General features: G+C 64.5%; 27 protein-coding genes and 2 pseudogenes. 13 read left to right on the top strand and 16 right to left on the bottom strand.

Annotated features, from left to right (window positions below; all coding sequences use genetic code 11):
- Nucleotides 1-92 precede the first annotated feature (92 nt).
- Nucleotides 93-944, top strand: a complete 852-nt coding sequence (locus ACJ8HH_RS02940) for a GNAT family N-acetyltransferase (protein ID WP_060451414.1) — start codon at nucleotides 93-95, stop codon at nucleotides 942-944.
- A 17-nt stretch (nucleotides 945-961) separates the two neighbouring features.
- Nucleotides 962-1,792 carry a 5'-nucleotidase, lipoprotein e(P4) family gene (locus ACJ8HH_RS02935; RefSeq protein WP_060451413.1) on the top strand — a complete coding sequence of 277 codons (831 nt, stop codon included), beginning with the start codon at nucleotides 962-964 and terminating at the stop codon, nucleotides 1,790-1,792.
- Nucleotides 1,793-1,795: 3 nt separating this feature from the next.
- Here ACJ8HH_RS02935 and ACJ8HH_RS02930 read toward each other — a convergent pair whose 3' ends face one another.
- The 3 genes from ACJ8HH_RS02930 to ACJ8HH_RS02920 all read right to left on the bottom strand — a co-directional run bounded on the left by ACJ8HH_RS02930 (nucleotide 1,796) and on the right by ACJ8HH_RS02920 (nucleotide 4,527).
- A complete protein-coding gene (locus ACJ8HH_RS02930; protein ID WP_060451412.1) occupies nucleotides 1,796-2,314 on the bottom strand; it encodes a GNAT family N-acetyltransferase in 519 nt (172 codons plus the stop codon).
- 2 nt (nucleotides 2,315-2,316) lie between these two features.
- The gene (locus tag ACJ8HH_RS02925; protein WP_033646915.1) at nucleotides 2,317-2,886 is read right to left on the bottom strand and encodes a helix-turn-helix domain-containing protein; all 570 of its coding nucleotides are present in this window, start codon (nucleotides 2,884-2,886) and stop codon (nucleotides 2,317-2,319) included.
- Between the two features lie 186 nt (nucleotides 2,887-3,072).
- Nucleotides 3,073-4,527, bottom strand: a complete 1,455-nt coding sequence (locus ACJ8HH_RS02920; protein ID WP_033646916.1) for an MFS transporter — start codon at nucleotides 4,525-4,527, stop codon at nucleotides 3,073-3,075.
- Between the two features lie 103 nt (nucleotides 4,528-4,630).
- Between ACJ8HH_RS02920 and ACJ8HH_RS02915 the strand changes: the two genes are divergently transcribed.
- The 5 genes and pseudogenes from ACJ8HH_RS02915 to ACJ8HH_RS02895 form a co-directional block, all read left to right on the top strand.
- Nucleotides 4,631-5,284, top strand: a complete 654-nt coding sequence (locus ACJ8HH_RS02915; protein ID WP_033653420.1) for a helix-turn-helix transcriptional regulator — start codon at nucleotides 4,631-4,633, stop codon at nucleotides 5,282-5,284.
- A 177-nt stretch (nucleotides 5,285-5,461) separates the two neighbouring features.
- A complete protein-coding gene (locus tag ACJ8HH_RS02910; protein ID WP_033637629.1) occupies nucleotides 5,462-5,956 on the top strand; it encodes a DUF2878 domain-containing protein in 495 nt (164 codons plus the stop codon).
- 110 nt (nucleotides 5,957-6,066) lie between these two features.
- Nucleotides 6,067-6,987 carry a drug/metabolite exporter YedA gene (gene yedA, locus ACJ8HH_RS02905; RefSeq protein WP_060451411.1) on the top strand — a complete coding sequence of 307 codons (921 nt, stop codon included), beginning with the start codon at nucleotides 6,067-6,069 and terminating at the stop codon, nucleotides 6,985-6,987.
- A 106-nt stretch (nucleotides 6,988-7,093) separates the two neighbouring features.
- On the top strand, nucleotides 7,094-7,270 hold the full coding sequence (locus tag ACJ8HH_RS02900; protein WP_016928550.1) for a hypothetical protein: 177 nt from the start codon (nucleotides 7,094-7,096) through the stop codon (nucleotides 7,268-7,270).
- Nucleotides 7,271-7,445: 175 nt separating this feature from the next.
- Nucleotides 7,446-7,526: pseudogene (locus tag ACJ8HH_RS02895) on the top strand (SDR family oxidoreductase); the annotation flags it as partial.
- A gap of 6 nt (nucleotides 7,527-7,532) precedes the next feature.
- Here ACJ8HH_RS02895 and ACJ8HH_RS02890 read toward each other — a convergent pair.
- The 8 genes from ACJ8HH_RS02890 to ACJ8HH_RS02855 form a co-directional block, all read right to left on the bottom strand.
- The gene (locus ACJ8HH_RS02890; protein WP_077791439.1) at nucleotides 7,533-8,294 is read right to left on the bottom strand and encodes a phosphate/phosphite/phosphonate ABC transporter substrate-binding protein; all 762 of its coding nucleotides are present in this window, start codon (nucleotides 8,292-8,294) and stop codon (nucleotides 7,533-7,535) included.
- Nucleotides 8,295-8,322: 28 nt separating this feature from the next.
- Nucleotides 8,323-9,096 carry an ABC transporter permease gene (locus tag ACJ8HH_RS02885; protein ID WP_033637624.1) on the bottom strand — a complete coding sequence of 258 codons (774 nt, stop codon included), beginning with the start codon at nucleotides 9,094-9,096 and terminating at the stop codon, nucleotides 8,323-8,325.
- On the bottom strand, nucleotides 9,093-10,028 hold the full coding sequence (locus ACJ8HH_RS02880; protein WP_033637623.1) for an ABC transporter ATP-binding protein: 936 nt from the start codon (nucleotides 10,026-10,028) through the stop codon (nucleotides 9,093-9,095). The genes ACJ8HH_RS02885 and ACJ8HH_RS02880 overlap by 4 nt, the downstream gene beginning before the upstream one ends.
- The gene (locus ACJ8HH_RS02875; RefSeq protein WP_043146959.1) at nucleotides 10,025-11,185 is read right to left on the bottom strand and encodes an ABC transporter permease; all 1,161 of its coding nucleotides are present in this window, start codon (nucleotides 11,183-11,185) and stop codon (nucleotides 10,025-10,027) included. Before ACJ8HH_RS02875 ends, ACJ8HH_RS02880 begins: the two co-directional genes overlap by 4 nt.
- A 61-nt stretch (nucleotides 11,186-11,246) precedes the next feature.
- Nucleotides 11,247-12,176 (bottom strand): glycine betaine ABC transporter substrate-binding protein OsmF, encoded by a 930-nt coding sequence (osmF, locus tag ACJ8HH_RS02870; RefSeq protein WP_033637621.1) that lies wholly within the window; start codon nucleotides 12,174-12,176, stop codon nucleotides 11,247-11,249.
- Nucleotides 12,177-12,216: 40 nt separating this feature from the next.
- A complete protein-coding gene (locus ACJ8HH_RS02865; protein WP_060451410.1) occupies nucleotides 12,217-13,248 on the bottom strand; it encodes a fatty acid desaturase in 1,032 nt (343 codons plus the stop codon).
- Between the two features lie 156 nt (nucleotides 13,249-13,404).
- Nucleotides 13,405-13,773 carry a cell envelope integrity protein TolA gene (locus tag ACJ8HH_RS02860; RefSeq protein ID WP_043146956.1) on the bottom strand — a complete coding sequence of 123 codons (369 nt, stop codon included), beginning with the start codon at nucleotides 13,771-13,773 and terminating at the stop codon, nucleotides 13,405-13,407.
- Nucleotides 13,774-13,816: 43 nt separating this feature from the next.
- Nucleotides 13,817-14,728 (bottom strand): LysR substrate-binding domain-containing protein, encoded by a 912-nt coding sequence (locus ACJ8HH_RS02855; RefSeq protein WP_033646934.1) that lies wholly within the window; start codon nucleotides 14,726-14,728, stop codon nucleotides 13,817-13,819.
- 140 nt (nucleotides 14,729-14,868) lie between these two features.
- Here ACJ8HH_RS02855 and ACJ8HH_RS02850 point away from each other — a divergent pair, with 140 nt between their 5' ends.
- From ACJ8HH_RS02850 to ACJ8HH_RS02840, 3 genes are read left to right on the top strand one after another with little or no spacing between them, the layout of a single operon-like run.
- On the top strand, nucleotides 14,869-15,513 hold the full coding sequence (locus ACJ8HH_RS02850; protein WP_060445651.1) for a hydrolase: 645 nt from the start codon (nucleotides 14,869-14,871) through the stop codon (nucleotides 15,511-15,513).
- Between the two features lie 48 nt (nucleotides 15,514-15,561).
- A complete protein-coding gene (locus ACJ8HH_RS02845) occupies nucleotides 15,562-16,107 on the top strand; it encodes an antibiotic biosynthesis monooxygenase (protein WP_033637617.1) in 546 nt (181 codons plus the stop codon).
- Nucleotides 16,108-16,128: 21 nt separating this feature from the next.
- Nucleotides 16,129-18,000, top strand: coding sequence for an amidohydrolase (locus tag ACJ8HH_RS02840; protein WP_033646937.1), 1,872 nt, complete (start codon nucleotides 16,129-16,131; stop codon nucleotides 17,998-18,000).
- A gap of 102 nt (nucleotides 18,001-18,102) precedes the next feature.
- Here ACJ8HH_RS02840 and ACJ8HH_RS02835 read toward each other — a convergent pair whose 3' ends face one another.
- From ACJ8HH_RS02835 to ACJ8HH_RS02825, 3 genes are all read right to left on the bottom strand, one after another.
- Nucleotides 18,103-19,233: a Gfo/Idh/MocA family protein gene (locus tag ACJ8HH_RS02835; protein ID WP_033646944.1), complete on the bottom strand. Its 1,131-nt coding sequence runs from the start codon at nucleotides 19,231-19,233 to the stop codon at nucleotides 18,103-18,105.
- 227 nt (nucleotides 19,234-19,460) lie between these two features.
- Nucleotides 19,461-20,084 (bottom strand): glutathione S-transferase family protein, encoded by a 624-nt coding sequence (locus ACJ8HH_RS02830; RefSeq protein ID WP_033646945.1) that lies wholly within the window; start codon nucleotides 20,082-20,084, stop codon nucleotides 19,461-19,463.
- 9 nt (nucleotides 20,085-20,093) lie between these two features.
- Entirely contained in the window at nucleotides 20,094-20,276 is a 183-nt protein-coding gene (locus tag ACJ8HH_RS02825) for a DUF1127 domain-containing protein (RefSeq protein WP_033646947.1), read from the bottom strand.
- Between the two features lie 180 nt (nucleotides 20,277-20,456).
- Between ACJ8HH_RS02825 and ACJ8HH_RS02820 the strand changes: the two genes are divergently transcribed.
- On the top strand, nucleotides 20,457-21,896 hold the full coding sequence (locus tag ACJ8HH_RS02820) for an aminotransferase-like domain-containing protein (RefSeq protein ID WP_033646949.1): 1,440 nt from the start codon (nucleotides 20,457-20,459) through the stop codon (nucleotides 21,894-21,896).
- Here ACJ8HH_RS02820 and ACJ8HH_RS02815 read toward each other — a convergent pair.
- Complete coding sequence (locus ACJ8HH_RS02815; RefSeq protein WP_033646950.1) at nucleotides 21,884-22,306, bottom strand: NUDIX hydrolase; 423 nt, start codon at nucleotides 22,304-22,306, stop codon at nucleotides 21,884-21,886. The genes ACJ8HH_RS02820 and ACJ8HH_RS02815 overlap by 13 nt on opposite strands.
- A gap of 102 nt (nucleotides 22,307-22,408) precedes the next feature.
- Here ACJ8HH_RS02815 and sseA point away from each other — a divergent pair, with 102 nt between their 5' ends.
- The gene (sseA, locus tag ACJ8HH_RS02810; RefSeq protein ID WP_048321367.1) at nucleotides 22,409-23,254 is read left to right on the top strand and encodes a 3-mercaptopyruvate sulfurtransferase; all 846 of its coding nucleotides are present in this window, start codon (nucleotides 22,409-22,411) and stop codon (nucleotides 23,252-23,254) included.
- Here sseA and ACJ8HH_RS02805 read toward each other — a convergent pair.
- Entirely contained in the window at nucleotides 23,251-24,120 is an 870-nt protein-coding gene (locus tag ACJ8HH_RS02805) for a LysR substrate-binding domain-containing protein (RefSeq protein ID WP_033646956.1), read from the bottom strand. The two genes, sseA and ACJ8HH_RS02805, sit on opposite strands and share 4 nt — an antisense overlap.
- A 123-nt stretch (nucleotides 24,121-24,243) precedes the next feature.
- On the opposite strand from ACJ8HH_RS02805, the pseudogene ACJ8HH_RS02800 reads away from it, so the two are divergent.
- Nucleotides 24,244-24,384, top strand: a pseudogene (locus ACJ8HH_RS02800) (DUF4865 family protein); the annotation flags it as partial.
- Nucleotides 24,385-24,387 lie beyond the last annotated feature (3 nt).

The raw sequence follows: 24,387 nt of genomic DNA, 5'->3' as shown, positions 1-24,387 counted from the left end.
TTGTTTTTATTTTCCCGCCAACGAATGCCCCCGCTTGCCTTGCAAAACAAACGGGTCTACATGTATAGCTTTCTCCCCGAGCGAAATCAGCCATGCATAACGACGGACGCTTCGACTTCCACAACGCCCTGCGCTACAGCAGCGACGAACTGGCGAACATCCTCAGCCACTGCTTTGAAAACTACATGGTGCGCTTCGTTGTCGACGGGCCGACCTTCGCCGCCCGCTTCGGTGCCGAAGATCTCAGCCTGAACGACAGCCTGATCGTCACCCATCGCCATGAACCGGTGGCGGTGGCGCTGATCGCCCGCCGCGGCCGGCACAGCCGGGTCGCAGCCTTTTCCGTGCGCCCGGAGATGCGCGGCCAGGGCCTGGGTAAGACGCTGATGCAGCGGCTGGTGGCAGACGCCCGCCACCGCGGCGACCGGCGGCTGTCGCTGGAAGTGATCGAAGGCAACGACGCCGCGCTGGCGCTGTACCATCGCGCCGGGCTGCGCATCGTGCGCACCCTGACCGGCCATCAGGCGCCGGCGGAAGCGCCGCCAGGCACGGCGGAACTGCAGGCGGTCGATCCGCTGACCGTCAGCCATCGCCTGACGGCGGAAGGCGCCACCGACCTGCCCTGGCTGATCGCCCCCGAATCGCTGTTCAAACTGCCGGGCAACCCTCGCGCTTATACCCTCGAACGCCAAGCCTACGCCGTGGTGATGCCCGGCGCCGAGCACTGCTGGCTGCGCCTGATCTACGTGCCGCCGCAGCACCGCGGCCAGGGGCATGCGCGCGCCTTGCTGGCCGCCCTGCAAACACGGTTCGCCCCTTTGCCGCTGACTGCCAACGTCGTTGTGCCCGAGGTGGCCGCCCCCTTCTTTACGCATCTTGGCTGGCGGCAGGATCCCCTGCGCCAGTTCGAGATGGATATGCTGCTGGACAGCCCACAAGAATAAAACCGAGAGAGATAACAATGGCAGGAAAACAGGCAAGGACACTCACCCTCGGCGCGGCGATTGGCGTCGCGCTGCTGACGTTGGCCGGTTGCGCGCAGCCGCCGCACACCGACGCGCAGGCCCAGCAGCGGCTGGCGGATCAGTCGGTGCTGGCGGTGAACTGGTTCCAACAGTCCGGCGAATACCAGGCGCTGGCGCATCAGGCGTTCAACAGCGCGCAGCGCGCCTTCGATCAGGCCAGGGCCGCACCGGGCCGTAAAAAGGCGGTGGTGGTCGATCTGGATGAAACCATGCTGGACAACAGCGCCTACTCCGGTTGGCAGGCGCAGCAGGGCCAGCCGTACGACGGCGCCACCTGGGCCAAATGGACGCAGGCCGAACAGGCCGGCGCGGTGCCGGGCGCGGTGTCGTTTGCCCGTTACGTTAACACCCATCAGGGGACGATGTTCTACGTATCGAACCGCAAGCAGAGCGAATACGCCGCCACGGTGGCCAACATGCATAAGCTCGGTTTCACCGGCATGTCGGAAAAGACCGTGCTGCTCAGCACCGACACCTCCAATAAGCAGGCGCGCTTCGACGCCATCAAACAAGCCGGCTATGACATCGTGGTGTACGCGGGCGACAACCTGAACGACTTCGGCGCCGCGACTTACCACCAGGACAACGCGCAGCGCCGGGCGTTCGTCAGCGAGAACCAGAACAAGTTCGGCACCGAATTCATCGTGCTGCCCAACCCGCTGTACGGCGATTGGGAAAGCGGGCTGGCCCGCGACTACAACAAGCTGACGCCGCAGCAGAAGCTGCAGGTGCGCCAACAGGCGATCAAAGCCTGGCGCGGGCGCTAAACCTCACAGCAGTTTGTACATATAGCAGGTGGCTTCCAACGCCCCGCCGTCGCTGGCGCGGGCGTATTGCGGGATGTCACCTGCCGCTTCGAACCCCAATTGGCGGTACAACCCCTGCGCCGCGCTGCCGCTCAGGGTATCCAGCACCAACAGGCTGCGGCGATGACGCACCGCCAGCGCCTGCACTTCCTGCATCAACAGCCGCGCGACGCCCTGCCGCCGCGCCTGCGGGTGCACCATCAGCTTGACCACTTCCGCCCGGTGGCGGCCATTGTCCGGCATCGCCAACAGCAGTTGCACGGTGCCGACCGGCCGCCCGTTCGCCAGCGCCACCAGCATCGCACGCTCTCCCCGCGCCAGGGCCGGCAGCAGCCCCTGCCAAAATGCCCGCGCCTGCTCCACCGTAAAGGGCATGACAAAACCGATGCTGGCGCCGTGCGCCACGCTGGCGTGCAGCATCTCGGCCAAGTCGGCCACGGCGCTTTGCGCCGCGTCGGCGCCCCACTGTTGCAATTCAATCATGGCTATGGCCTGCAGATAACGAGCGTGTAATGGGCCGGCTCATCGCCGGGGACATGGAAACGGGACGCGCCGAACAGGCGGTAGCGCAGGCAATCGCCGGGCGACAGCCGGAAAACGCGCCCTTCCAACGTCAGCTCCAGTTGCCCGGACAGCAGCCAGAGGTGATGCTCCAGCGCCGGTATCGACGGCAGGTCGTAATCAATCTGCGCGCCGGCATCGAGCCGGGCTTCGATAAACTCGGCCTTATACAGCGCGGCGGGAGGAGAAACGGAGCGACGGTGGAAACCGCTGGCGCGATCGACCCATACCGGCTGTTGCGGCGGCCGCAACAGCTCCGGCGGTTCGTCTTCGATTTCGCTCAACAGGCGCGACATGGTCAACCCGTAGGCGGCGCACAGCCGGTTCAGCAGCGACGCCGTCGGGCTGGTTTCGGCGCGCTCCACCCGCGAGAGCGTCGCCCGGCTGAGGCCGGTGCGCTGCGCCAACTCTTCCAGCGACCATCCCTGCTGCTGGCGCAAATCCGCCAGCCGCTGCGCCAACCTCAGGTCGGCAGTCTCCAAACCGTTATCCATCGCTCACACTCGCCTTGAAATCCCATATAAGAGAAATAATCTCAAATTAGAGATATGGCAAGCGGATTTTAAAAAATGCCGCGCAGCGCGATGAATATCAGCATGCTCAGCAACACCACCGCCAGCATACTGCGCAGCAAGAACGCCACTATCACCGGCAAACACTATCGAAGAAGGAGGAGCGTTCTAGCACTCGCGCGAGGGCGGGTTTTGTACAAGATTGCCCGTCTCGGCGCCCGGCGGCGCGATCGCCGCGCAGCGCCAGGCGCTGAATACCGCCAGCAGCGGCGCCAGCGCGAACGCCAGGAACAGCCAGCGCGCCGCCGACGCCGCGCCCGCCGCGCCGCCCGGATCGTTCAGCCCCGCCAGATTGGCGATCATCCCGGCCAGCGCCGCACCGAATGCGGTGGCGAACAGCTGCACCGTGGTAATCGAAGCGCCGGCGATATCTTTGTCCGCTTCGGGCGCCACCTGCAAAATGCGCGTCAGCAGGTGCGGCCAGCCGAAGCCGATGCCGAACCCCACCAGCAACAGCGCAATGACGATCGGCGCCAGCGCCTGCCAGTGGCCGCCGGACGGCACCGGCATCAGGATCGCCAGCGCCAGCAGCCCCACCAGCACAAACAGCGGTCCGCTGACGATCGCCCGGCGAATGCCCGCCCCGCGCCAACCGGAGCTGAGGATCTCGGACAGCGTCCAGCCGGCGGCCATGGCGGCGGCAATATAGCCGGAGATCAGCGGCGACTGGCCGTGCAGCAGCTGCAGAAAATAGGGCACGAAGATCTCGCTGGTCATGCCGATCACCAGCAACGCGGTCGTGATGTAGAGCGCCGCCAGCGATGAGCCGCGCCGCAGCGCGCCGTGCGGCAACAGGCGGGCGCGCGAGTGCGCTTCGCGCTTCAGCAGCCAGGCCATCAGCACCAGCGAGAGCGCGATGCCCGCCAGGTTGATCCAGGCGCTGTGCGCCAGACTGCCGGCGGACACCGCCAGCACCGCCACGGTCAGCAACAGCAGCTGCGCAGTCGGCAACGGCGCGGCCGCCTGCTGCGCTTTACCCTTGGGCAGGATCAGGAAGGTAAATGCGGCGTACAGCGCCATGATCGGCAGCAGAATGCCGAAGGCCCAACGCCAGGCGTTCAGCTCGGCGAAAATGCCGCCCACCGCCGGCCCCACCAGGGTGGCGATGCCCCACATCGCCGAGATGAGCGCCATGGCGCGCGGCCACAATCGCTGCTCGAACACCAGGTTGATCATCGCGTAGGAGAGCGCAAAGATCAGCCCGCCGCCGAAGCCCTGCACCGTACGGCCGATCAGCATCACCGGCATGCTCGGCGCCAGCGCGCACAGCGCCGCCCCGGCGATGAAGAACAGCGAAGCCACCAGATAGGCGCTGCGCGCGCCGTAGCCGCTGAGCAGCCGGGCCGACAGCGCGGAACCGAGGATCGACGCCACCACGAACAGCGTGGTGTTCCAGGCGTAGAGATCCAGACCGCCGATATCCTGCACCACCGAGGGCAGAATGGTGGTGGCGACCAGAATATTGATGGCATGCAGCGCCACGCCGAGCGAAAGCGCGATCGCACTGGCCGCATTTTTGCCGGAGAAAAGGTCGCTCCAGCGGCTATCGTCATGGGTTATCACGGTTGTCGTCCTGTTTTCAGAGGAATGGCATTGAGTTGGTCATAAGATTGCGTTAAATTTAACAAGAGTTATCTTGGAATAAGTTAGGGCGAGGCGGAGAAATATGTCAAGAATAAACTTGGAAAATAGCGGCAGCACCGCACAATCGGTCAGTGACCGCTTGCTGACGCTATTGAAAACCCGCGGCCCACAGCAAGCTTCTGACGCAGGAAAGGTGCTCGGCACCACCGGTGAGGCGGCCCGCCAGCAGTTCGTCAAGCTGGCGAAAGAGGGGCTGGTCGAAGCGGTGGCGGAAACGCGCGGCGTGGGCCGCCCGGTGCAGCTGTGGCATTTGACCTCGGCCGGCAACGCGCGCTTTCCCGACACCCATGCGGATCTGACGGTGCAGCTGCTGCGCACCGTGCGCGACAAGCTGGGCGAACAGGCGCTCGACGTGCTGATCGAGACCCGCGAGCAGGAAAACCGCATCAACTACAAGCAGGCGATGATCGGCGCCGCCGATCTGCAGGAGCGCGTGGCGCGCCTGACCGAAATCCGCTGCCGCGAAGGCTATATGGCCGAATGGCGTCAGGAGGAAGACGGTTCCTATCTGCTGGTGGAAAACCACTGCCCGATCTGCGCCGCCGCCACCGTCTGCCAGGGCTTCTGCCGGGCGGAGCTGAGCATCTTCACCGAAGTGCTGCAGGCGCAGGTGGAGCGCGCCGAACACATTCTGGCCGGCTCGCGCCGCTGCGCCTACCGGATTTCGCTCCTGTAACACCGGTTTTTGCCCACGTTTTCAACCGGTACAGATTATTCTGCTTGTGCATCCCGCACCTTCCCTTCTAAGGTTGAATTAACGCATATTCAGACCAACAGCGGGCCTCGCGCCCGCTCTGAGAAATCCGCCGGCGCCTGGCGCGCAGCGGCAGAGTAACCCCACGGGAGTTGAACGATGAAGAAGCCGCATGCCGGATTCTGGCTGGCGACGCTGGGACTGGGCGTCTGCTGGCTGCTGGCGCTGCTGACTCGCGATCGGCTCAACGGCATCCTGCTGGCCGGCGCGGCGCTGGCGCTGATCTTTACCCCGGCCGCCCGCCGCAAAGGCGCGGCCCTGGCCGCCCTGGGCGGTATTGGCATGGATGGGCTGTGGAGCTACAGCGGCGTGCTGCACTACAGCGGGCAACACGGCCTGCCGCTCTGGACCATCGCGCTGTGGATCGGCTTCGGCTGCTGGTGGTATTGGCTGCTGGACGTGGTCAGAGCGGCCCCCTGGCCGCTGGCGGTGCTGGGCGCCGCCGTCGGCCCCTTTGCCTACGCCGTGTCCTGGAAGCTGGACGCCTTGCTGCCCGGCGTGCCGCCGGAGTTCATGCTGCTGCTGCTGGCCGTCGGCTGGTCGATTTACCTGCCTGCCGTCAGCTGGCTGCAGTGGAAGCGGCGGGACAGCTGAACGGCGGGCGGCGGCCGGGAAAAATAATGCCGAAAGCCATTGCTTATCGGTTGCCCGATCGGGTTTACTGAGCGTTCTAATAATAATCACCCCTGCAAAAACATATCCCTATGCTTAGCCAACAAAGCCGTAGCGTCCTGCCGTTGATCGGGGCGTTGTTCACGTTATATATCGTTTGGGGTTCCACCTATTTCGTCATTCGCCTCGGCGTCGCGCAGTGGCCGCCGCTGATGATGGCCGGCATTCGCTTTCTGGCTGCCGGCATCGTGCTGTTCAGTTTCCTGGCCTGGCGCGGCCACGCGCTGCCGACGCCGAAGCAGTGGCTGGCCGCCGGCGCCATCGGCATTCTGCTGCTGGCGGTGGGCAACGGCCTGGTGACGGTGGCGGAGCACCAACACGTGCCGTCCGGCATCGCCGCGGTGATGGTGGCGACGGTGCCGCTGTTCACCCTCTGCTTCAGCCTGCTGTGGGGGATGCGCAACACCAAACTGGAATGGGCCGGCATCGCGCTCGGTCTGGTGGGCATCGTGCTGCTTAATACCGGCACCAACCTGGTGGGCAACCCGACCGGCGCGCTGCTGATTTTGCTGGCGTCGGCCAGCTGGGCCTTCGGGTCGGTACTGGGATCGCGCATCTCGCTGCCGGCCGGGCCGATGGCCGGCGCGGCGGAAATGCTGGTCGCCGGCGTGGTGTTATTGGCAGCCAGTCAGCTGAGCGGCGAGCGTCTGACTCAGATGCCGAGCACCGGCGGCTTTCTGGCGCTGGGCTATCTGATCGTCTTCGGCTCGATGCTGGCGATCAGCGCCTATATGTTCTTGTTGAAGAACGTGCGCCCGGCGGTCGCCACCAGCTACGCCTACGTCAACCCGGTGGTGGCGGTGCTGCTCGGCATCGGCTTTGCCGGCGAATCGCTGGCGCCGCGCGAGTGGCTGGCGCTGGTGATCATCGTGGCGGCAGTGGTGCTGGTGACGCTGGGAAAATACCTGTTCGCCCGCCCGGCCCGCGTGCAGGCCATCGACAGCGAACGGTAGCGATCGCAAAGGGCGGTCTGCGGGCCGCCGTTAAAAACGATTCTTGTTTCACCCGGCGAAGGGGCTATAATTCCCGCTGTTCCAAGCAACCTGCGAAATTATTCCTATGCTGAAAAAAGCGTTCGTCATCGTCATCGCCCTGTGCGCCTTCGGTTCTTTGGGCGGCGTATTCCTCGCCGGGCTGAACATCTACACCCGTTCCACCACCCCGCACGAAGAAAGCGCGCCTGCCGGGGATGCCGCCGCCACGCCGGCGCAAACCGAAACCCTTCAGGCCAAGTGATCGTCCAGCCAGCGCTGGCAGCGCAGCTGTAAAAAGCGCTGCAGCCGCCTGACGCGTTCCGACACCGGCGAGCGATGCGGGCACCAGGCACTTCGAGCAGTTCCTCACCGCGCCATAGCCGCCTTCCCCACGCCGGGGAGAAAAACGACGCGCTGCGCCTGATGCAGGCCGACGCGCGGCGGGTTACCTGCTGGCGATGGAGAACGGCTTCGTCACCGGCAGCGCGATCGACATCGACGGCGACGCCCTGCTGTAACGGCGGCTAGAGCGCCGTCACGCCCTGCGCGGCGGCCTGCTGTTCCAGCACGGTGATAATCTGGTAGGCCGAACGCGGCACCAGGCTGAAATCGCCGATCAGCAGGCGGTCGCTGACCGCCTCATCCAGCATCGCCCGGGCGCCGGCGCGCAGGATTTCCACCTGTTCCGGCGGCGTACCCGCCGCGGTGATCAGCGGCAGACCGGGCACCGCCGCCGTGCGGCCGATGATTTTCAGCCCCTCCAGCGCCTGCGGCTGCGCCCGGCGCAGCAGTTCCATGCTGATCGCATCGATGGCGGCAATATCCGCCTGCCCGCTGCGGATCAGCTTCAGCGACTGATAATGCGCGCCGGAGGCAATCGCCGCACCAAAGAATTTCCCGTCCTGCGCCAGCGGCGCGATCAGCGCGCGCAGGCCGTTGTAGCCGGATTGGGAATCGGTGCTGTTATAGGCCGCCGTCCGGCCGCGAAAATCCGCCAGCCGTTCGCCGGGGTCGCCCGCGCGCACCACCAGCCAGCTGCGATAATTCGGCCCGTCGCACCCCTCAACCCGATAATGGTAGGTGCCGATCAGCTGCACCTGCGGCAGAGTGCTGACCAACGGATAACCGCAGGTTTGGCTGAGCAGCAGATCGTCGCGCCGCCAGTGCTGCGCCAGATCGTCCGGCCAGCTTAGCCGCTCCGGCGCCGCCGGCAGCCCCAGGCGCAGCAGCTTGTCGCGCAATACCTGCCAGAAAGATTCGGCCTGCTCCCGGCCAACGCCGTACATCGGTAGAGACACCTGCATCATTTCCCCCTTACCCCGCCGGAGTAGTCGCCAGCGTCTGCTGACGCCAGGCGGTGAGATAACGCACCCAACGTTCGAACAGCATATCGGTGATAATAGCCAACAATGCCACCACCGCCGCGCCCTGGATCACATAGGCGGTGTTAAAGCCGCTCAGACCGATGATGATCGGCGAGCCGAGCGTCTTGGTACCGACGGTGGAAGCGATGGCCGCCGTGCCAATGTTGATGATCACCGACGTGCGGATCCCGGCGACGATCACCGGCGCCGCCAGCGGCAATTCGACCCGCCACAGAATTTGCCAGGCGCTCATCCCCACGCCGCGGGCAATCTCGCGCGTGGCGGGCGGCACCGATTCGATGCCCGCCAGCGTGCCCTGCAAGATCGGCAGCAGGCCGTACAGCACCAGCGCAATGATCGCCGGCTGTTCGCTGAAGCCCATCACCGGCACCGCTACCGCCAGCACCGCTACCGGCGGGAAGGTCTGCCCCACCGCCACCACCGTTTCCACCAGCGAACGAAACTCCCGGCCGCTGCGCCGGGTTACCGCCACGCCGGCCGCTACGCCGAGAGCCACCGCGATCAGGCTGGAGATTGCCACCAGCGACAGATGCGCCCCCACCAGCGCGATAAAGCTGTCCTGCTGATAAATGGGCCGCTCCAGATCGGGGAACCAGGCGGCAAACAGGCCGCGCAGATGATCCATGCCGAACACCAGCGCCAACAGCAGCGCCAGCGTCCAGGGCAGCGGATCGCGCAGCAGGCGCCAGATGCGCCCGCTCATGACAGCGCCTGCCCGGCGATCAGATCGTTGAAGTGCAAGACCCCCAACGCTTCGCCCCGTTCATCCACCACCGGCAGGCAGTCGCTGCCGCGCGCCACAAACACCGACAGCGCCTCGCGCAGGCTCATGGCGGCGGCGATCGGTTCGCCCTCGGCGGCGCCGGGCCGCACTCGCTCCGCCACCGTTCCCAGCGACAGCAGCTTGATGCCGCGATCGCTGCGCCCGAAGAAGTCCCGCACGAAGTCATTGGCCGGCGCGGTCAGCAGCGCCAGCGGCGTGCCCTGTTGCACCACCCGCCCCTGATCGAGCAGCACCAGGCGATCCGCCAAGCCCAGCGCCTCGTCGATGTCGTGCGTCACCAACACGATAGTGCGGCCGGAGAGCTGATGGATGCGCGCGATCTCCGCCTGCAACGCCGCGCGGGTGACCGGATCCAGCGCGCCGAACGGTTCGTCCATCAGCAACACCTCGGGATCGGCGGCCAGCGCGCGCGCCACCCCTACCCGTTGCTGCTGCCCGCCGGACAGCTGATGCGGATAGCGACGGCGAAACAGATCCGGCTCCAGATGCAACAGCTCCAGCAGTTCGGTTACCCGATCGCGAATGCGCGCGCGCGGCCATTTCAGCAGCTGTGGCACGGTGGCGATGTTTTCCTCCACCGTCCAGTGCGGAAACAGGCCGATCGATTGGATCGCATAGCCCATGCGCCGCCGCAGATCCTGCGGTTTGAACGACTGGATCTCTTCGCCGGCAAAGAGAATCTTGCCCCGATCGTGCTCGATCAGGCGATTGATCATTTTTAACGTCGTGGACTTGCCGGAACCCGAGGTGCCGATCAACACGGTGAATTCGCCCTCGGCGATGTGCAGCGTGAGATCGTCTACCGCCGGCTTGCCCTGAAAAATTTTGCTGACTTGCTCAAAGTGAATCATCGGCGCGATACGTCCAGGATTGAAACCCAAAATTTAAACAGCGAATCGACGATGACCGCCATCATGACCACCGGGATCACCCCCAGCAGAACCAGATCCAGCGCGCTGCTGAGCAGCCCCTGAAAGACGATGGCGCCAAAGCCGCCGGCGCCGATCAGCGCCGCCACCACCGCCATGCCGACGGTTTGCACCGCCAAAATGCGCACGCCGGTCAGGAACAGCGGCAGCGCCAACGGCAGCTGCACGCGCAGGAAGATCTGCCCGCGCGTCAGCCCCATGCCGGTGGCGGATTCGATCACCCCCGCCGGCACGCTTTGCAGCCCCGCCACCACGCTGCGCACCAGCGGCAACAGCGCGTACAGCACCAGCGCCACGATCGCCGGCGCCATGCCGATGCCGCTGACGCCGTGTTCCGCCAGCCAGGGCACCGCCGTCGCCAGCCCCGCCAACGGCGCGATCAGCAGGCCGAACAGCGCAATGGACGGCACGGTCTGGATAATGTTCAGCGCGGAGAAAATCGGCCGCTGCCAGCGCTCGGAGCGAAAACACAGCACCCCGAGCGGCACGCCGATCGCCAGCGCCGGCGCCATCGTCGCCAGCAGAATGGTCAGGTGCTGCAGCAGCGCGGCGTCAAACACCTCCTGGCGATTGTGGTACTCCTTCAGCAGCGACAGCTGATCGAGCTGATGCCCGAACAGCAGCAGCGCCGGCGGCACCAGCACCAGCGCGTTGCCCAACATGCGCCACAGGTGCGACGCGGTGATGCGCGCCATGGCGTCGGCGGCGATCAGCAGGCTCAGCGCCATCGTCAGCCAGCACCCGCTGCCCCAGGAGGTGCGCGCCAGGCGCGATCCCTCCTGCGCCAGACGCCCGGCGGCCTGCCCGCTGATCCAGAAGGCCAGCGTCAGCACCCCGCAGGCGGCCAGCGCCGCCAGCAGCGCCCGCCCCCGCGTCGGCGGCAACAGGCTGAGGATCGCCAATGCCGCCAGCGGCAACAGCAGCCACAGCGCCGGGCCGTGCAGCAGGGATAACAAGGAGAGGCTTTTGCCCGACAACAGGCGATTGGGGGCATAACTGAGGAACGGCAGGCCGAACGCGGCCAGCAGCAACAGCATGAACAGCGTCAACAAGACGCGATGTTTTACGGCGATAGTCAAAGAAACGCTCCGGTTCCCTCGGTTTACCCCCTCTCCCGACGGCAGAGGGGGCACCTCGGCATTATCCCTTAACAAACCCTTTCTCTTTCAGGTAAGCGGCCGCCACCTGTTTGGCGTCCTGGCCTTCCACGGCGATCTGCGCGTTGAGTTTTTGCAGCGTCGGCCCGTCCAGCGAGGCGAACACCGGCTTCAGCAGCTCAGGCAGATTGGCGTGCGCCTTCAGGGCCGCTTCGCGCACGATCGGCGCCGGCGCGTAGATCGGCTGTACGCCTTTCGGATCAGCCAGCGTCTGCAGCCCCAGCGCCGCCACCGGGCCATCGGTGCCGTAGGCCATCGCCGCGTTGACGCCGGAGGTCTGCTCCGCCGCCGCCTTGATGGTCACCGCCGTATCGCCGCCGGCCAGGGACAGCAGCTGATCCTGATTCAGCTTGAAGCCGTAGGCATTCTGGAACGCCGGCAGCGCATCCGGCCGCTCGATAAATTCCGCCGAGGCCGCCAGCTTGAACTTGCCGCCGCCGTTGATCCACTTGCCGAGATCCGACAGCGTCTTCAGGTGATTGGCCTCCGCCACGTCCTGGCGAATGGCGATGGTCCAGGTGTTGTTGGCCGGCGCCGCGTCCAACCAGACGATTTTGTTTTTGTCGTAGTCGAGTTGCTTCACCTTCTCGAAACCGGCCTGGGCGTTCTTCCACGCCGGATCTTTCTCATCGGAGAAGAAAAACGCGCCGTTGCCGGTGTATTCCGGGTAGATGTCGATCTCGCCGGACGTGATGGCGCCGCGCAGCACCTTGGTGGTGCCGAGCTGCAGCTTGTTGGTGGTCTGGATGCCGTTGGCTTCCAGCACCTGCACGATGATGTTGCCGAGCAGCGAACCTTCGGTGTCGATCTTGGAGCCGACGCGCACCGAGTCGGCCGCCTGCGCCAGACCGCCGGTGGCCAGCAGGGCCAGCGCGACGGCAAAGGAACGTCCGCGTGATAAGGTGATTGCCATACTTTTCCTCTGGTTATACGTTTTCCGGCTCATGGGCCGGTTAAGTTGGAAAATCCTGAGAAACGCGCTTCCAGCGCGCAATAAATTTTTCCGTCGGCAGGGCATCGCCCTCCCCCTGCGGTTCACCGGCGCGCAACGGATGCACGCCGACGTCGATCGGCGTCAGGGCGTAATCGCGCAGCCACTCGCCGTAGCCTTGCGCGACAAATCCCTGGCTGCGGCGCTGGTACGCCTCGCGCTCCGCCAGATAGACTTCGCGCAAACCATACCAGGGCAGGCCGGGCAGATCGTGATGCACTAAATGATAGTTCAGATTGAGAAACAGCAGCCGCCACGGCCAACCCGCCTCATTAATAATAGAACGTGCCTGCGGTGCGTCCACGGCGCGATGCTCAAAAAACGATCTTACCTTGGTCAGCGCCAGCGCCGGGTAGCTGATGGCCAGCAGGTAAAACGCCGCGCCGATACCCTGCGCCTGCAGCCAGTCGAGCAGCATCGCCAACAGCGACAGGTGCACCAACCACCTCGCCCAGACGCGCCACTCCCCGGCGGCAAGCGCTTTCACCGCCCCGACCAGGGTCGCGGCGATATCCAGCGCCGGGCCAAGGAGCACCCGGCCGATCAGCGTATTGCGCACGGCGGCCAGCAGCGGCAGCAGCCGGGGATAGCGCCGCCACTGCGCGGCGCTGAAGTAATAGCTTTCGGGATCTTCGTGCGGATCGGTCAGGTGGTCGTTGCGATGGTGGCGCAGATGCGAATCGCGATACAGCCCGTAGGGATACCACACCGCCAGCGGCAACAGGCCGAACAGCTGATTGACGCGCGGCCAGCGCGTCGGATGGCCGTGGATCAGCTCGTGCTGCAACGACATGTACCAGGTGGTCAGCAGGATCAGCAGCGGCGCGCCAAGCCACGGGCCCAGCGTTTGCCACCCCAGCGCCACGCCGAACCAGCCGCCGTACACCGCCGCCATGATCCCCCAGGTGGGCAGCTCCAGCCGCCAATGCCGGCGCCGATAAAGCTGCCTGATTCGTTCGCGCTGTTCGGGGTGCAAATAGTGGGCGTAGGACATGCTGGGGCTCGCGGTAAGAGATTTTCTCCCAGTATCCGTGAGCCGTAGCGGCATTCAAAATAACGAAAATGGCAAAGCTAAGTGAAAATTCAGCGGGTTGCGTACGCGTAAAAGCGAAAAAATGGGCCGCGCAGGCGGCCCGTCCGTTACCTCCCTTCAGGGAACGAAATCGAGCACCACGGCGTTGAACAGCGCGTACTCGGTGGCGGTGGCCATCGGCGGAAACTGCGCGCACTGCACTGCCGCGCTCGCCGCCGCGCACAGTGGCGCGTCACCCCGTACGATCTTGCTGCTCGCCAGCTTGCCGTCCGGCCGCAACCGAATGCTGATGGTGCAGCGTTGGCCGCGCGCGCGTTCAGGCAAACGCAGCTCGCGGCTCACCGCGTTATGCACCCGCACCGGATAGCTGAGCGGCGCCGTGGCCTGCGCCTCGGCCTGCGGCTCCGGCAACGGGATGCCGGCCTGACGCCCGGCGCCGCAGCCGCTTAACAGCAACAGCGCCAACAGGCCTAGTGTCTTTTTCATTCCCTATATCCTTATTGGGTTGTTAATCCTTATATGACGGCGATCACTGCGCCGCCGGGTAAGCCTCGCCGTCATCCGCGTAACGCTGCAGCCGCTCGCGCCACCACTTGGCTGCCAGACCGCTGGCGCTTTCCCGCCAGCCGAAATAGGCAACGTCGCTGCAGCGCTCAGATTCAACGCGTTTCGCCACCAGTTCGCCGCTGTTCAGGTAAGGTTCCGCCAGAGAACGCGGTAGATAGCCGCAGCCCAGCCCGGCCAACTGCGCCTGCAGCTTGGCGTCGAAGCCGAAGACCGTCAGCGTATCCTGTTCTTCCAGCAGGTTCAGGCTCTGCGGCGCGTTGACCCGCGAGGTATCGCGCACCACCACCGCCCGGTGCTGACGGATCTCATCTTTCGGCAACGGTTCCGGCAGCGCCGCCAGCGGATGCTGTGGCGCGACGGCGAACACGTAATCCAACTGCCCCAGCCGGCTGAACGCATAACCCACCCGCGACGGCGGCTCGCAGATGGCGCCGATGATAATGTCGGCGCAGCCGTAAACCAGCGATTCCCAGGAGCCGGCCAGCACCTCGTGGCTGAAACGCAGCCGGGTATGATGATGCTGCCGATAGAACTCGTCGATCAGCGGCAACAGGCGGGCAAACGGGAAGGAGGCATCGATCCCGAGCGTGATCTCGCTTTCCCAGCCGTTCTCCACGTAGCGCGCCTGCTGCTCCAGATCCTGCGCCGCCCGCAGCAACACCCGCCCTTTTTCCAGCATCAGCTTGCCGGTATCGGTGAACTTCGCCCGGTGGCCGGAGCGGTCCAGCAGGGTGATGTCGAGATCGTTCTCCAGCTTTTGCACCATATAGCTGAGTGCCGAAGGGGTTTTAAACAGTGCGGCGGCCGCGGCGGCGAAAGATCCGTGCCGGTCCAGCGCGTCCAAAATCAGCAGCGCTTCCAGGTTTAATCTCATGCTTTCTCCCGTGTATAAAAAAACTCAACAAGTCGGCAAAAATTCTGCGGTATCTTTGAAATCGCCCTCTGCCTACCATGCGTTTTATCGGCGTTACACTCATCAGATGTTCAACCGAAATATCACTGGGAAGGTAAATTATGTCCAAGTTTCAACTGCTTGATAAAGACAACTCCGCACTGATTTTTATCGACCATCAACCGCAAATGGCCTTCGGCGTGGCTAATATTGATCGTCAGCAACTGAAAAACAACGTTGTTGGTTTGGCGAAGGCGGGCAAGATTTTCAACGTGCCAACCCTTTTCACCTCGGTAGAAACCGAAAGCTTCAGCGGCTATATCTGGCCGGAACTGCTGGCGGTACACCCTGAAATCACCCCGATTGAACGCACCTCGATGAACTCCTGGGAAGACGCGGCCTTCGTTAAAGCCGTGGAAGCCACCGGCCGCAAAAAGCTGGTGATCTCCGCGCTGTGGACCGAAGTGTGCCTGACCTTCCCGGCGCTGATGGCGCTGGAAGCCGGCTATGAAGTGTATGTGGTGACCGACACCTCCGGCGGCACCTCCGTCGATGCGCATGAGCGTTCGATCGATCGCATGGTGCAGGCCGGCGCCGTGCCGGTGACCTGGCAGCAGGTGCTGCTGGAGTACCAGCGCGACTGGGCGCGCAAAGGCACCTACGACGCGGTGATGGCGCTGGTGCGCGAGCACAGCGGCGCGTACGGCATGGGCGTCGACTACGCTTACACCATGGTGCACCACGCACCGGCCCGCACGCTGAAATAATTCCCCTTGCCCCGGCTCCGCGCCGGGGTATTTTCAGGAGTCGGTTTTATGGCCCATCCGCAGCATGTCACGCTGGTGATCACCCACCGTTTGGCCCCGGGGAACGAGCAGGCCTATGAGGCCTGGCTGAACCGCATCATGCCGGACGCCGCGGGCTTCACCGGCCATTTGGGCGTCAACGTGATTCGCCCTTCCGGCGACGAGCAGGCCTATACGGTGCTGGTCCGCTTCGACAACCTCGACAATCTGTACCGCTGGATCCACTCGCCGCTGCGCAAGCAATACATCGAAGAAGTCACCCCGCTGTTGCTGGAGAGCGACCATATCGAGATCCGCCCCGGCGCGGAGTTCTGGTTTACCCCGCCCAGCCCCGGCGTGCGCCAGCCGCCCCAGTGGAAGCAGTTCATCATCACCCTGCTGGTGATCTTCCCTTCCACCAATCTGGTGCCCTGGTTTTGGGGGCTGGCGCTGCCGCAGCTGAACGGCACGCTGCTCGGCCATTTTCTCAATGACGCCACCGTGGTCGCCCTGGTGGTGTACCTGTGGATGCCTATCGTGACCCGCGTTTTTCATCAATGGCTGACCCGCCGCTAGGCGGTTCGCCGGGAGAATGTTATGAACCACCACGCTTCATTGATCATCACCAACGGCAAGTTTCACACTGTCGATCGCCAAAATCCCACCGCACAGGCGGTCGCCATCCGCGACGGCAAGTTTCTGGCGGTCGGCAGCGAAGGCGAAGTCATGCAGCACGCCGGGCCGGAAACCCAGGTGATCGACCTGCACGGCCACACCGCCATTCCGGGCCTGAACGACTCGCACCTGCACCTGATCCGCGGCGGCCTGAACTATAACCTGGAGCTGCGCTGGGAAGGCGTGCCTTCGCTGGCCGACGCGCTGCGCATGTTGAAAGAACAGGCGCTGCGCACGCCGAACCCGCAGTGGGTGCGGGTGGTCGGCGGCTGGACCGAATTCCAGTTCGCCGAGCGCCGCATGCCGACGCTGGACGAAATCAACCAGGCGGCGCCGGACACGCCGGTGTTCATTCTGCACCTCTACGATCGCGCGCTGCTCAACCGCGCGGCGCTGAAGGTGGTCGGCTACACCAAAGACACGCCGAACCCGCCGGGCGGCGAGATCCAGCGCGACGCCAACGGCAACCCGACCGGCATGCTGATCGCCAAGCCCAACGCCATGATCCTGTACGCCACGCTGGCGAAAGGGCCGAAGCTGCCGCTGGAGCAGCAGGTCAACTCCACCCGCCAGTTTATGCGCGAGCTGAACCGTCTGGGCCTCACCAGCGCCATCGACGCCGGCGGCGGCTTCCAGAACTACCCGGAGGATTATCAGGTGATCGCCGAGCTGCACGAGAAAAAGCAGCTGACCATTCGCATCGCCTATAACCTGTTCACCCAGCGGCCGAAGCAGGAGCTGGAAGACTTCGAGCTGTGGACCGACATGCTCAAGCCGGGCCAGGGCACCGACTTTTATCGCCACAACGGTGCCGGCGAGATGCTGGTGTTCTCCGCCGCCGACTTCGAAGACTTCCTGCAGCCGCGCCCGGACCTGCCGCCGGGCACCGAAGACGAGCTGGAGCGGGTGGTGCGCCATCTGGTCGAGCACCGCTGGCCGTTCCGCCTGCACGCCACCTATGACGAATCCATCAGCCGCATGCTGGACGTGTTCGAGAAGGTGAACCGCGACATTCCGTTCAACGGGCTGCACTGGCTGTTCGACCACGCCGAAACCATTACCGAGCGCAATATCGAACGGGTCAAGGCATTAGGCGGCGGCATTGCGGTGCAGCACCGCATGGCGTTCCAGGGCGAATATTTCGCTGACCGCTACGGCATCGAAGCCACCAAACACACGCCGCCGGTAGCGAAAATGCTGGCGGCCGAGCTGCCGGTCGGGCTGGGCACCGACGCCACCCGCGTCGCCAGCTACAACCCGTGGACGGCGCTGTACTGGCTGGTTTCCGGCCGCACCGTCGGCGGCATGGCGATGTACGACGACAGCGCCCGGCTGGATCGCGAAACGGCGCTGATGCTGTGGACGCAAGGCAGCGCCTGGTTCTCCACCGAGCAGGGCAAGAAAGGCCAGATCAAGGTCGGCCAACTGGCGGATGTGGCGGTGCTGTCGCAGGACTATTTCAGCGTGCCGGAAGAGCAGATCAAAGGCATTGAGTCGGTAATGACGGTGGTGGACGGCAAGGTGGTCTACGCCGCCGGCAGCTTCTCGCCGCTGGCGCCGCCGCCGCTGCCGGTGCTGCCGGAGTGGTCGCCGGTCACCCAGGTGCCGGGCCACTACCGTTCCGCGCCGCCGTCGGCGGCGGCCAGAGTCGGCGTGCTGAGCCAGGCGCACCAATGCTGCGGCCCGTGCGGCGTACACGCGCACCAGCATGACATCGCGCGCCGCTCCAGCATCCCGGTGTCGGATGAGAACGCTTTCTGGGGCGCGTTCGGCTGTTCGTGCTTCTCGTTCTAAGTTGCCAGGCAAACAACTTATTATGTAACTAGCTTAATAAGATATTAAGTTAGCACCATAGCAAACTAATGGCGCTGTCCACGGAAGAGCGCCATTTCATTTTCAATCGCGGTTGATCTCCAGCCAGCGCCGCTGCTCGGCGGAGGCGGCTATCGCATCCAGCACGCAAGACACCTTCCAGCCTTCTTCAAAGTCCGGCCACATGCGATCGCCCGCGGCGATGCCGTTGACCAGATCGCGGATCTCCACCGTCTTCTGATCGTTAAAGCCGATGCCGTGCCCGGCGCTGATGCAGAACGCCGCGTAGTCCGGGTGTTTCGGCCCTACCAACAGCGTTTTGAACCCCTGCCGCTCCGCCGGCTCATCGTGCCGATACAGCTTCAGCTCCGCCATCCGCTCCTGGGTATAGCTCAGCGTGCCCTTGGTGCCGGTGACCACATAGGTCAGCCCCATCTTGCGCCCGCAGGCAATGCGCGAGGTTTCGATAGTGCCCATCGCCCCGCCGGCGAAGCGCAGCAGCGCGCCGGCCTGATCTTCGTTTTCCACCGGCAACAGGCGCGCCGGGTCTTGCGGGTCCGGGCGCTGTTTGATCACCGTTTGCATATCGCCACAGACCGCCACGATGTCGCCCACCAGGTAGTGCGCCATGTTGACGATGTGCGCCGCCAGATCCCCCAGCGCGCCCAGCCCGGCGCTGGCGCGGCGGCAGTGCCAGTCGAGCGGCGTGCGCGGGTCGGCCAGATAATCCTCATTGTGGGTGCCGTAAAAATGCACCACCTCGCCGATTTCACCGTTGGCGATGACCTCGCGCGCCAGCTGGCTGGTCGGGTTCTTCATGTAGTTGAAACCGACCAGCGTTTTCACGCCCTTGGCGCGGGCGGCCTGCACCATCTCCGCCGCGTCGGCGGCGTCCAGCGCCAGCGGCTTTTCCGAATACACGTGCTTGCCGTGGCGGATCGCCTCCAGCGCCATCTCTTTGTGCAAGAAGTTGGGCGCGCAGATGTCCACCACGTCGATCGCCGGATCGGCCACCAGCTGCCGCCAATCGCCGGTCGAGCGCGCAAAGCCGAACTCGGTTGCGCGCTGCGCCGCCAGCTCGGGCGTCACTTCCGCCAGCATCTCCAGCACCAGCTCCCCTTTCAGAGGAAAGACCGTGGCGGCCTGCGCATAGGCGATGGCGTGACAACGCCCGATATAGCCGGTGCCGATTAACCCAACGCGTACCTGTTTCATCATTTTCTCCCGTGATCGAAATCCTGTGTAGAACCAGGCGGCGCTCAATGAAACGCGCCGGCTGATAACAGGTTTATATGGAACTTAAATTTCAACAACAAGAAAAAAGGAAAATAAAGTTCACATTCGTGATGCCGTTCATGAAACATTGACGGGATGATGCAACGGGAAAGCCCGGATACGGCTTGCCGTATCCGGACGAGATAAAATGAACCGTTTATTTCATATCAAGGTAAACCGTTGGCGCCATGCTGCACGTAGCCAGGGCGTTGCAGCAGGCGCTGCTGATAGGCCGCCAGCGCCGCATAATTCGGCCGCTCGAACGGCGTCATCAGCCAGCGATTCAGCGACAGCCCCAGCACCACGTCCGCCAGCGTGAAGGCCGCGCCGGCGGCATAAGGGCCGTGCTGCGCCAAATGCTTGTCCAGCAGCCCCATCAGCCTATTCCACTCACGCTCGGCGGCGGCCAGGCTGGCGGCATCCTGATAATCCGCATGCCCGCGCACCCGCGACATGAACACATAGCGCCAGGCGCCGTTCAGATCGGTGGCCTGCCAGTCCATCCACATCTCCACCGCCGCGCGCGCGCCGGGTTCCTGCGGCAGCAGATCGCGGCGCCCTTCCCGTCCGGCCAGGTAGCGGCAGATGGTGTTCGACTCCCACAGCACCCGCTCGCCGTCGATCAGCACCGGCACCAGGCCGTTGGGATTCAGCGCCAGAAACGCCGGCTCCTGCGTGGAGCGAAAGCCGCTGCCCCAGTCCTCCCGCGCCAGCGGCAACCCCAGCTCCTGGCAGGTCCACAATACCTTGCGCACGTTGATCGATGAGGCTTTGCCCAATAATTTCAGCATTCGCTTTCCTTACCCTCTCCAGAACGGTTTATCGCCTTCGCGCCGCGCATCCGCCCGCGTCAGGCCGATATCCGCCAGTTGCCTGTCGTTCAGCAGCAGTAATTCTCTGCGCGTACTGCGGCGCAACAAATACCAACGCCAGCGTGACCAGCCTACCCGTCGCCACGTCGTCATGCCATCAAACAGTGTCATGTTGTTATTCTCCCTGCTGTTTTTGCGTTGCAGTCATCATGCTCGCCGGGAGAAAAACAATACAGATTCACGCTGGCGCTATTTTTTTCATACAGCTGCGCCAAAAAAACCGCTGAATGGTTTACTTTGAAAGCATCTGTACCGGTTTTTTAATCCTGTATCCCGATAAGAGGCCTCTGTATGACACGCTACGCCACTCTGGCCGCCATTCTCAGCCAACGCATTCAGCAAGGGCTGTATCCCGCCGGCCATCGCCTGCCTTCGGTGCGCGCGCTGAGCCAGGAGCACGGCGTCAGCATCAGCACGGTGCAGCAAGCCTACCGGCTGCTGGAAGAACAGCGCCTGGTGGAGGCGCGGCCGAAGTCGGGCTACTTCGTGCATACGCGGCGCGCGCAGGCCGAGCTGCCCGCCATGACGGCGCCGGTGCAGCGGCCGGTGGACATTTCGCAATGGGAGCAGGTGCTGGAGCTGGTGCGCAGCCGGCCGCGCGAGGGCCTGATCCAGCTGGGGCGCGGCATGCCGGATATCGCCGAGCCGACGATGAAACCGCTGATCGTCGCCCTGCGCAACGCCGCCCGCCACGGCGATCTGCGCAGCCTGTATTACGACAGCATTCAGGGCGTGGCCGCGCTGCGCGAGCAGGTCGCCCGCCTGCTGCTGGATTCCGGCTGCCAAATCGGCCCCGATCAGTTGCTGATCACCACCGGCTGCCAGGAAGCGATCTCCGCCGGGCTGCGCGCCGTTTGCCAACCCGGCGACATCGTGGCGGTCGATTCGCCCTGCTTCCACGGCACCATGCAGACGCTGAAGGGCCTGGGCATCAAGGCGCTGGAAATCCCCACCGATCCGCTCACCGGCGTCAGCCTGGCGGCGCTGGAAATGGCGCTGGAACAATGGCCGATCAAAGCCATTTTGCTGACGCCCAACTGCAACAATCCGCTGGGCTACATCATGCCCGACGCCCACAAACAGCGGTTGCTGACGCTGGCGCAGCGCCACGACGCGGCGATCATCGAGGACGACGTCTACGGCGACATCGCCTATCACTACCCGCGGCCGCGCACCATCAAGTCGTTCGACGAAGACGGCCGCGTGCTGCTGTGCAGCTCGTTTTCCAAAACGCTAGCGCCGGGGCTGCGGGTGGGCTGGATCGCGCCCGGCCGCTACCTGGAGCGGGTGCTGCACATGAAGTTCATCGGCTCCGGCGCCACCGCCACCCAGCCGCAGCTGGCGATCGCCGAATTCATCCGCGGCGGGCACTATCTGCAGCACCTGCGGCGCATGCGCGCCCGCTACCAGCAGAACCGCGACCGCATGACCGACCTTATCCTGAAACACTTCCCGGCCGGCACCCGCGTCAGCCGGCCGCGCGGCGGCTTTATGCTGTGGATCGAACTGGACGAGGCGTTCGACACCCTGCGGCTGAACCGCCATCTCGAGCAGCAGGGCGTGCAGATCGCCGTCGGCAGCATCTTTTCCGCCGCCGGCAAATACCGCAACTGCCTGCGCATCAACTATGCGCCGAAGCTGACGGCGGAGATCGAACAGGCGGTGCAGCGGGTCGGCGCCACCATCCAGGCACTGATGCCGAGCGGCGTGCTGCAACCTCAGGCGGACTGAAGCCAATACTCCGCCACCCGGCGGCGCAGATGACCGATGCCCTGCGGGTGATGAATAAACTGCTCTACCGGCATCATTCGCCAGCGCTGCCCTTCATCGCCAAAGCGAATGGCGGCGATCTGCGCCGGGGTGATCACCCCGGCCATAAACCAGGTCGGCGGGTAGCCGGGCTGAATACCGTCGTAACGCCGCTGCCAGACAACCTGGCGTTCGGCGAGCAACACCCCGAACTCTTCCTGCGTTTCCCGCAGCACGCACTGCAGCGGCGTCTCGCCGTTTTCCCGCCCGCCGCCGGGCAGATCCCACATCCCGGGCCACGGAATGCCCGGCTTGTCGTCCCGTTGGTAAACCAGCAGGCGGCCGTCGCACAGCAGCGCGATCTTGGCCCCGCCAAACGCCCGATCCGTCATGTTTTCCGTCTCCCGCCCATACCGTTGCCTGAACATCATACTCCATCCCGGCACGGCCTGGTGTATAGTGAAAATCCGTTTTCACAACAGGCGAACAATACGATGAATTCTCCGTTTCTGGTGACCCCTCAATGGCTTGCGCAACATATCAACGATGAAAATCTGGTGGTGATCGACGTCCGGATGTCGCCGGTGGGGCTGACGCCGAAGAAAGATATGCTTGCCGAGTTCGAACGCGGCCATATCCCAGGCGCGGTCTATTTCGATATCGACGAGGTGGCGGACAAAAACACCGCGCTGCCGCACATGCTGCCGACGGCGGCGGAGTTTGGCGCGGCGGTGGGCAAGCTGGGCATCAGCGAACGCGATACCCTGGTGATTTACGACGAGGGCAACCAGTTCTCCGCGCCGCGCGGCTGGTGGACTTTCCGCAATTTCGGCGCCGAGCGCGTTTATGTGCTGGACGAAGGGCTGAACGGCTGGACCGCGCAGGGCCAGGCGCTGGCAACCGGCCCGGCGCAGCCTGAGCCGCAGACGTTCAACGCCCGGTTCAACGCCGACGCGGTGGTGGATATGCGGCAAGTGGAGCAGGCGTTAGGCACGCCGGTGCAAATTCTCGACGCGCGCGCCGCGCCGCGCTTTTATGCCGAAGCGCCGGAGCCGCGCCCCGGCCTGCACCGCGGCCATATTCCCGGCAGCATCAACATTCCGTACGGCGAGCTGCTGGAAAATGGCCGCTTCAAATCGCTGGAGGCGCTGCGCCAAACCTTCAACGACAAGGGAGTGGATATCAACGGCCCGATCATCACCAGCTGCGGCTCCGGCGTGACGGCGGCGGTGCTGGCGTTCGGCCTGCTGTCGCTCGGCGCGCCGCAGGTCAAGCTGTATGACGGCGCCTGGAGCGAATGGGGCCAGCTGAGCGGCAAGCAGCCGATCGCCCAAGATTAAGTTTCGATCCGCTCGACCACGATCTGCGCCAGCCGCTGCACGGCGGCCGAAGGCTGATCCTCGGCGCGGTGCAGCACCACGCCGAGCTGGCCGAGAGCGGGCAGCAGATCGGGGGCCAGCGGCGCCAGGCCGGGCGGCAAACCCGCCGCCGTGCGCACCGTGACGCCCAATCCGGCGCTCACCGCCGCCCACACGCCGTTCAGGCTGCGGCTGGTAAAGGCGATGCGCCAGGGTATGCCGGCGCGATCCAGCGCCTGCGTCGCCGCGCTGCGCATCAGGCAAGGCGCGTCAAACATCACCAACGGCAACGGCTCATCCCCTTCTCGCCAGGGCGCCAGCGCGAAGCCGGGCGAGGCGATCCAGTGCAGCTGCCGCTGCCCCAGCGCCTGATGAAACGGCGTGCTCAAACCGCCATCCCACGCCAGCGACAGATCCAGTTGGCCTTTCAGCACCCAGTCGATCAGCTCGGCATTGCGCGCGATGCGCGCCTCGATGCGCACCTTCGGATTGGCGCGCGCGAAGCTGCCCAACACCTGCGGCAGAAACGTCTCGCCGAAATCCTCCTGCAGCCCCAGCCGCACCGTGCCCTGCAAATCCAACCCGCGCACCGCGGCGGCGGCTTCGTCATTGAGCTCCAGCAGGCGGCGCGCGTAACCGAGCAGCGTTTCCCCCGCCTCGGTCATCACCATGCCGCGCCCGGCCTTGCGCAGGATCGGCGCGCCGAGCTGCTGTTCCAGCTTTTTCAGGTGAGCGCTGACCGCCGACGTCGAACGCCCCAGCCGTTCAGCCGCCTTGGCGAAGCTGCCCAGCTCGACGCCGGTGACGAAGCTGCGCAAATCCTCGAGATCGAACGTTATTCGCCTCATGCTGACCATCCTGATTTTCTGAACCATCGATAAAAATAATACCGATTTTACTGATAAAGATGGCGTGTCACGCTCTCCCGGTCAACGTCTTTGCGGAGAATCCTTATGCTCGCGATGCCGCAGCCCGCCAAGTGGCGGTTAGTGCGGCTGGATTTATGGCGTGAACCGCCGCAGGCACAGCCGCACAACGGCCAGCTGTTCCGCGTCGGCCATCTGTCCGCCCCCTTTGACCACACTGCGCCGCGGGTTGACAGCCAAACTTGATAT

Origin of the sequence: Serratia sp. CY32780 (genome assembly GCF_052169135.1) — a bacterium.
In the GTDB taxonomy this organism is placed as follows: Bacteria; Pseudomonadota; Gammaproteobacteria; order Enterobacterales; family Enterobacteriaceae; genus Serratia; species Serratia sarumanii.
This window is presented reverse-complemented; position numbering and strand designations above follow the sequence as displayed.

Coding starts and splice junctions, on each gene's coding strand:
- ACJ8HH_RS02940 (WP_060451414.1), top strand. CDS start 93: ATGCATAACGACGGACGCTTCGACTTCCACAACGCCCTGCGCTACAGC.
- ACJ8HH_RS02935 (WP_060451413.1), top strand. CDS start 962: ATGGCAGGAAAACAGGCAAGGACACTCACCCTCGGCGCGGCGATTGGC.
- ACJ8HH_RS02930 (WP_060451412.1), bottom strand. CDS start 2,314: ATGATTGAATTGCAACAGTGGGGCGCCGACGCGGCGCAAAGCGCCGTG.
- ACJ8HH_RS02925 (WP_033646915.1), bottom strand. CDS start 2,886: ATGGATAACGGTTTGGAGACTGCCGACCTGAGGTTGGCGCAGCGGCTG.
- ACJ8HH_RS02915 (WP_033653420.1), top strand. CDS start 4,631: ATGTCAAGAATAAACTTGGAAAATAGCGGCAGCACCGCACAATCGGTC.
- ACJ8HH_RS02910 (WP_033637629.1), top strand. CDS start 5,462: ATGAAGAAGCCGCATGCCGGATTCTGGCTGGCGACGCTGGGACTGGGC.
- yedA (WP_060451411.1), top strand. CDS start 6,067: ATGCTTAGCCAACAAAGCCGTAGCGTCCTGCCGTTGATCGGGGCGTTG.
- ACJ8HH_RS02900 (WP_016928550.1), top strand. CDS start 7,094: ATGCTGAAAAAAGCGTTCGTCATCGTCATCGCCCTGTGCGCCTTCGGT.
- ACJ8HH_RS02890 (WP_077791439.1), bottom strand. CDS start 8,294: ATGTACGGCGTTGGCCGGGAGCAGGCCGAATCTTTCTGGCAGGTATTG.
- ACJ8HH_RS02885 (WP_033637624.1), bottom strand. CDS start 9,096: ATGAGCGGGCGCATCTGGCGCCTGCTGCGCGATCCGCTGCCCTGGACG.
- ACJ8HH_RS02880 (WP_033637623.1), bottom strand. CDS start 10,028: ATGATTCACTTTGAGCAAGTCAGCAAAATTTTTCAGGGCAAGCCGGCG.
- osmF (WP_033637621.1), bottom strand. CDS start 12,176: ATGGCAATCACCTTATCACGCGGACGTTCCTTTGCCGTCGCGCTGGCC.
- ACJ8HH_RS02865 (WP_060451410.1), bottom strand. CDS start 13,248: ATGTCCTACGCCCACTATTTGCACCCCGAACAGCGCGAACGAATCAGG.
- ACJ8HH_RS02860 (WP_043146956.1), bottom strand. CDS start 13,773: ATGAAAAAGACACTAGGCCTGTTGGCGCTGTTGCTGTTAAGCGGCTGC.
- ACJ8HH_RS02855 (WP_033646934.1), bottom strand. CDS start 14,728: ATGAGATTAAACCTGGAAGCGCTGCTGATTTTGGACGCGCTGGACCGG.
- ACJ8HH_RS02850 (WP_060445651.1), top strand. CDS start 14,869: ATGTCCAAGTTTCAACTGCTTGATAAAGACAACTCCGCACTGATTTTT.
- ACJ8HH_RS02845 (WP_033637617.1), top strand. CDS start 15,562: ATGGCCCATCCGCAGCATGTCACGCTGGTGATCACCCACCGTTTGGCC.
- ACJ8HH_RS02840 (WP_033646937.1), top strand. CDS start 16,129: ATGAACCACCACGCTTCATTGATCATCACCAACGGCAAGTTTCACACT.
- ACJ8HH_RS02835 (WP_033646944.1), bottom strand. CDS start 19,233: ATGAAACAGGTACGCGTTGGGTTAATCGGCACCGGCTATATCGGGCGT.
- ACJ8HH_RS02830 (WP_033646945.1), bottom strand. CDS start 20,084: ATGCTGAAATTATTGGGCAAAGCCTCATCGATCAACGTGCGCAAGGTA.
- ACJ8HH_RS02825 (WP_033646947.1), bottom strand. CDS start 20,276: ATGACACTGTTTGATGGCATGACGACGTGGCGACGGGTAGGCTGGTCA.
- ACJ8HH_RS02820 (WP_033646949.1), top strand. CDS start 20,457: ATGACACGCTACGCCACTCTGGCCGCCATTCTCAGCCAACGCATTCAG.
- ACJ8HH_RS02815 (WP_033646950.1), bottom strand. CDS start 22,306: ATGACGGATCGGGCGTTTGGCGGGGCCAAGATCGCGCTGCTGTGCGAC.
- sseA (WP_048321367.1), top strand. CDS start 22,409: ATGAATTCTCCGTTTCTGGTGACCCCTCAATGGCTTGCGCAACATATC.
- ACJ8HH_RS02805 (WP_033646956.1), bottom strand. CDS start 24,120: ATGAGGCGAATAACGTTCGATCTCGAGGATTTGCGCAGCTTCGTCACC.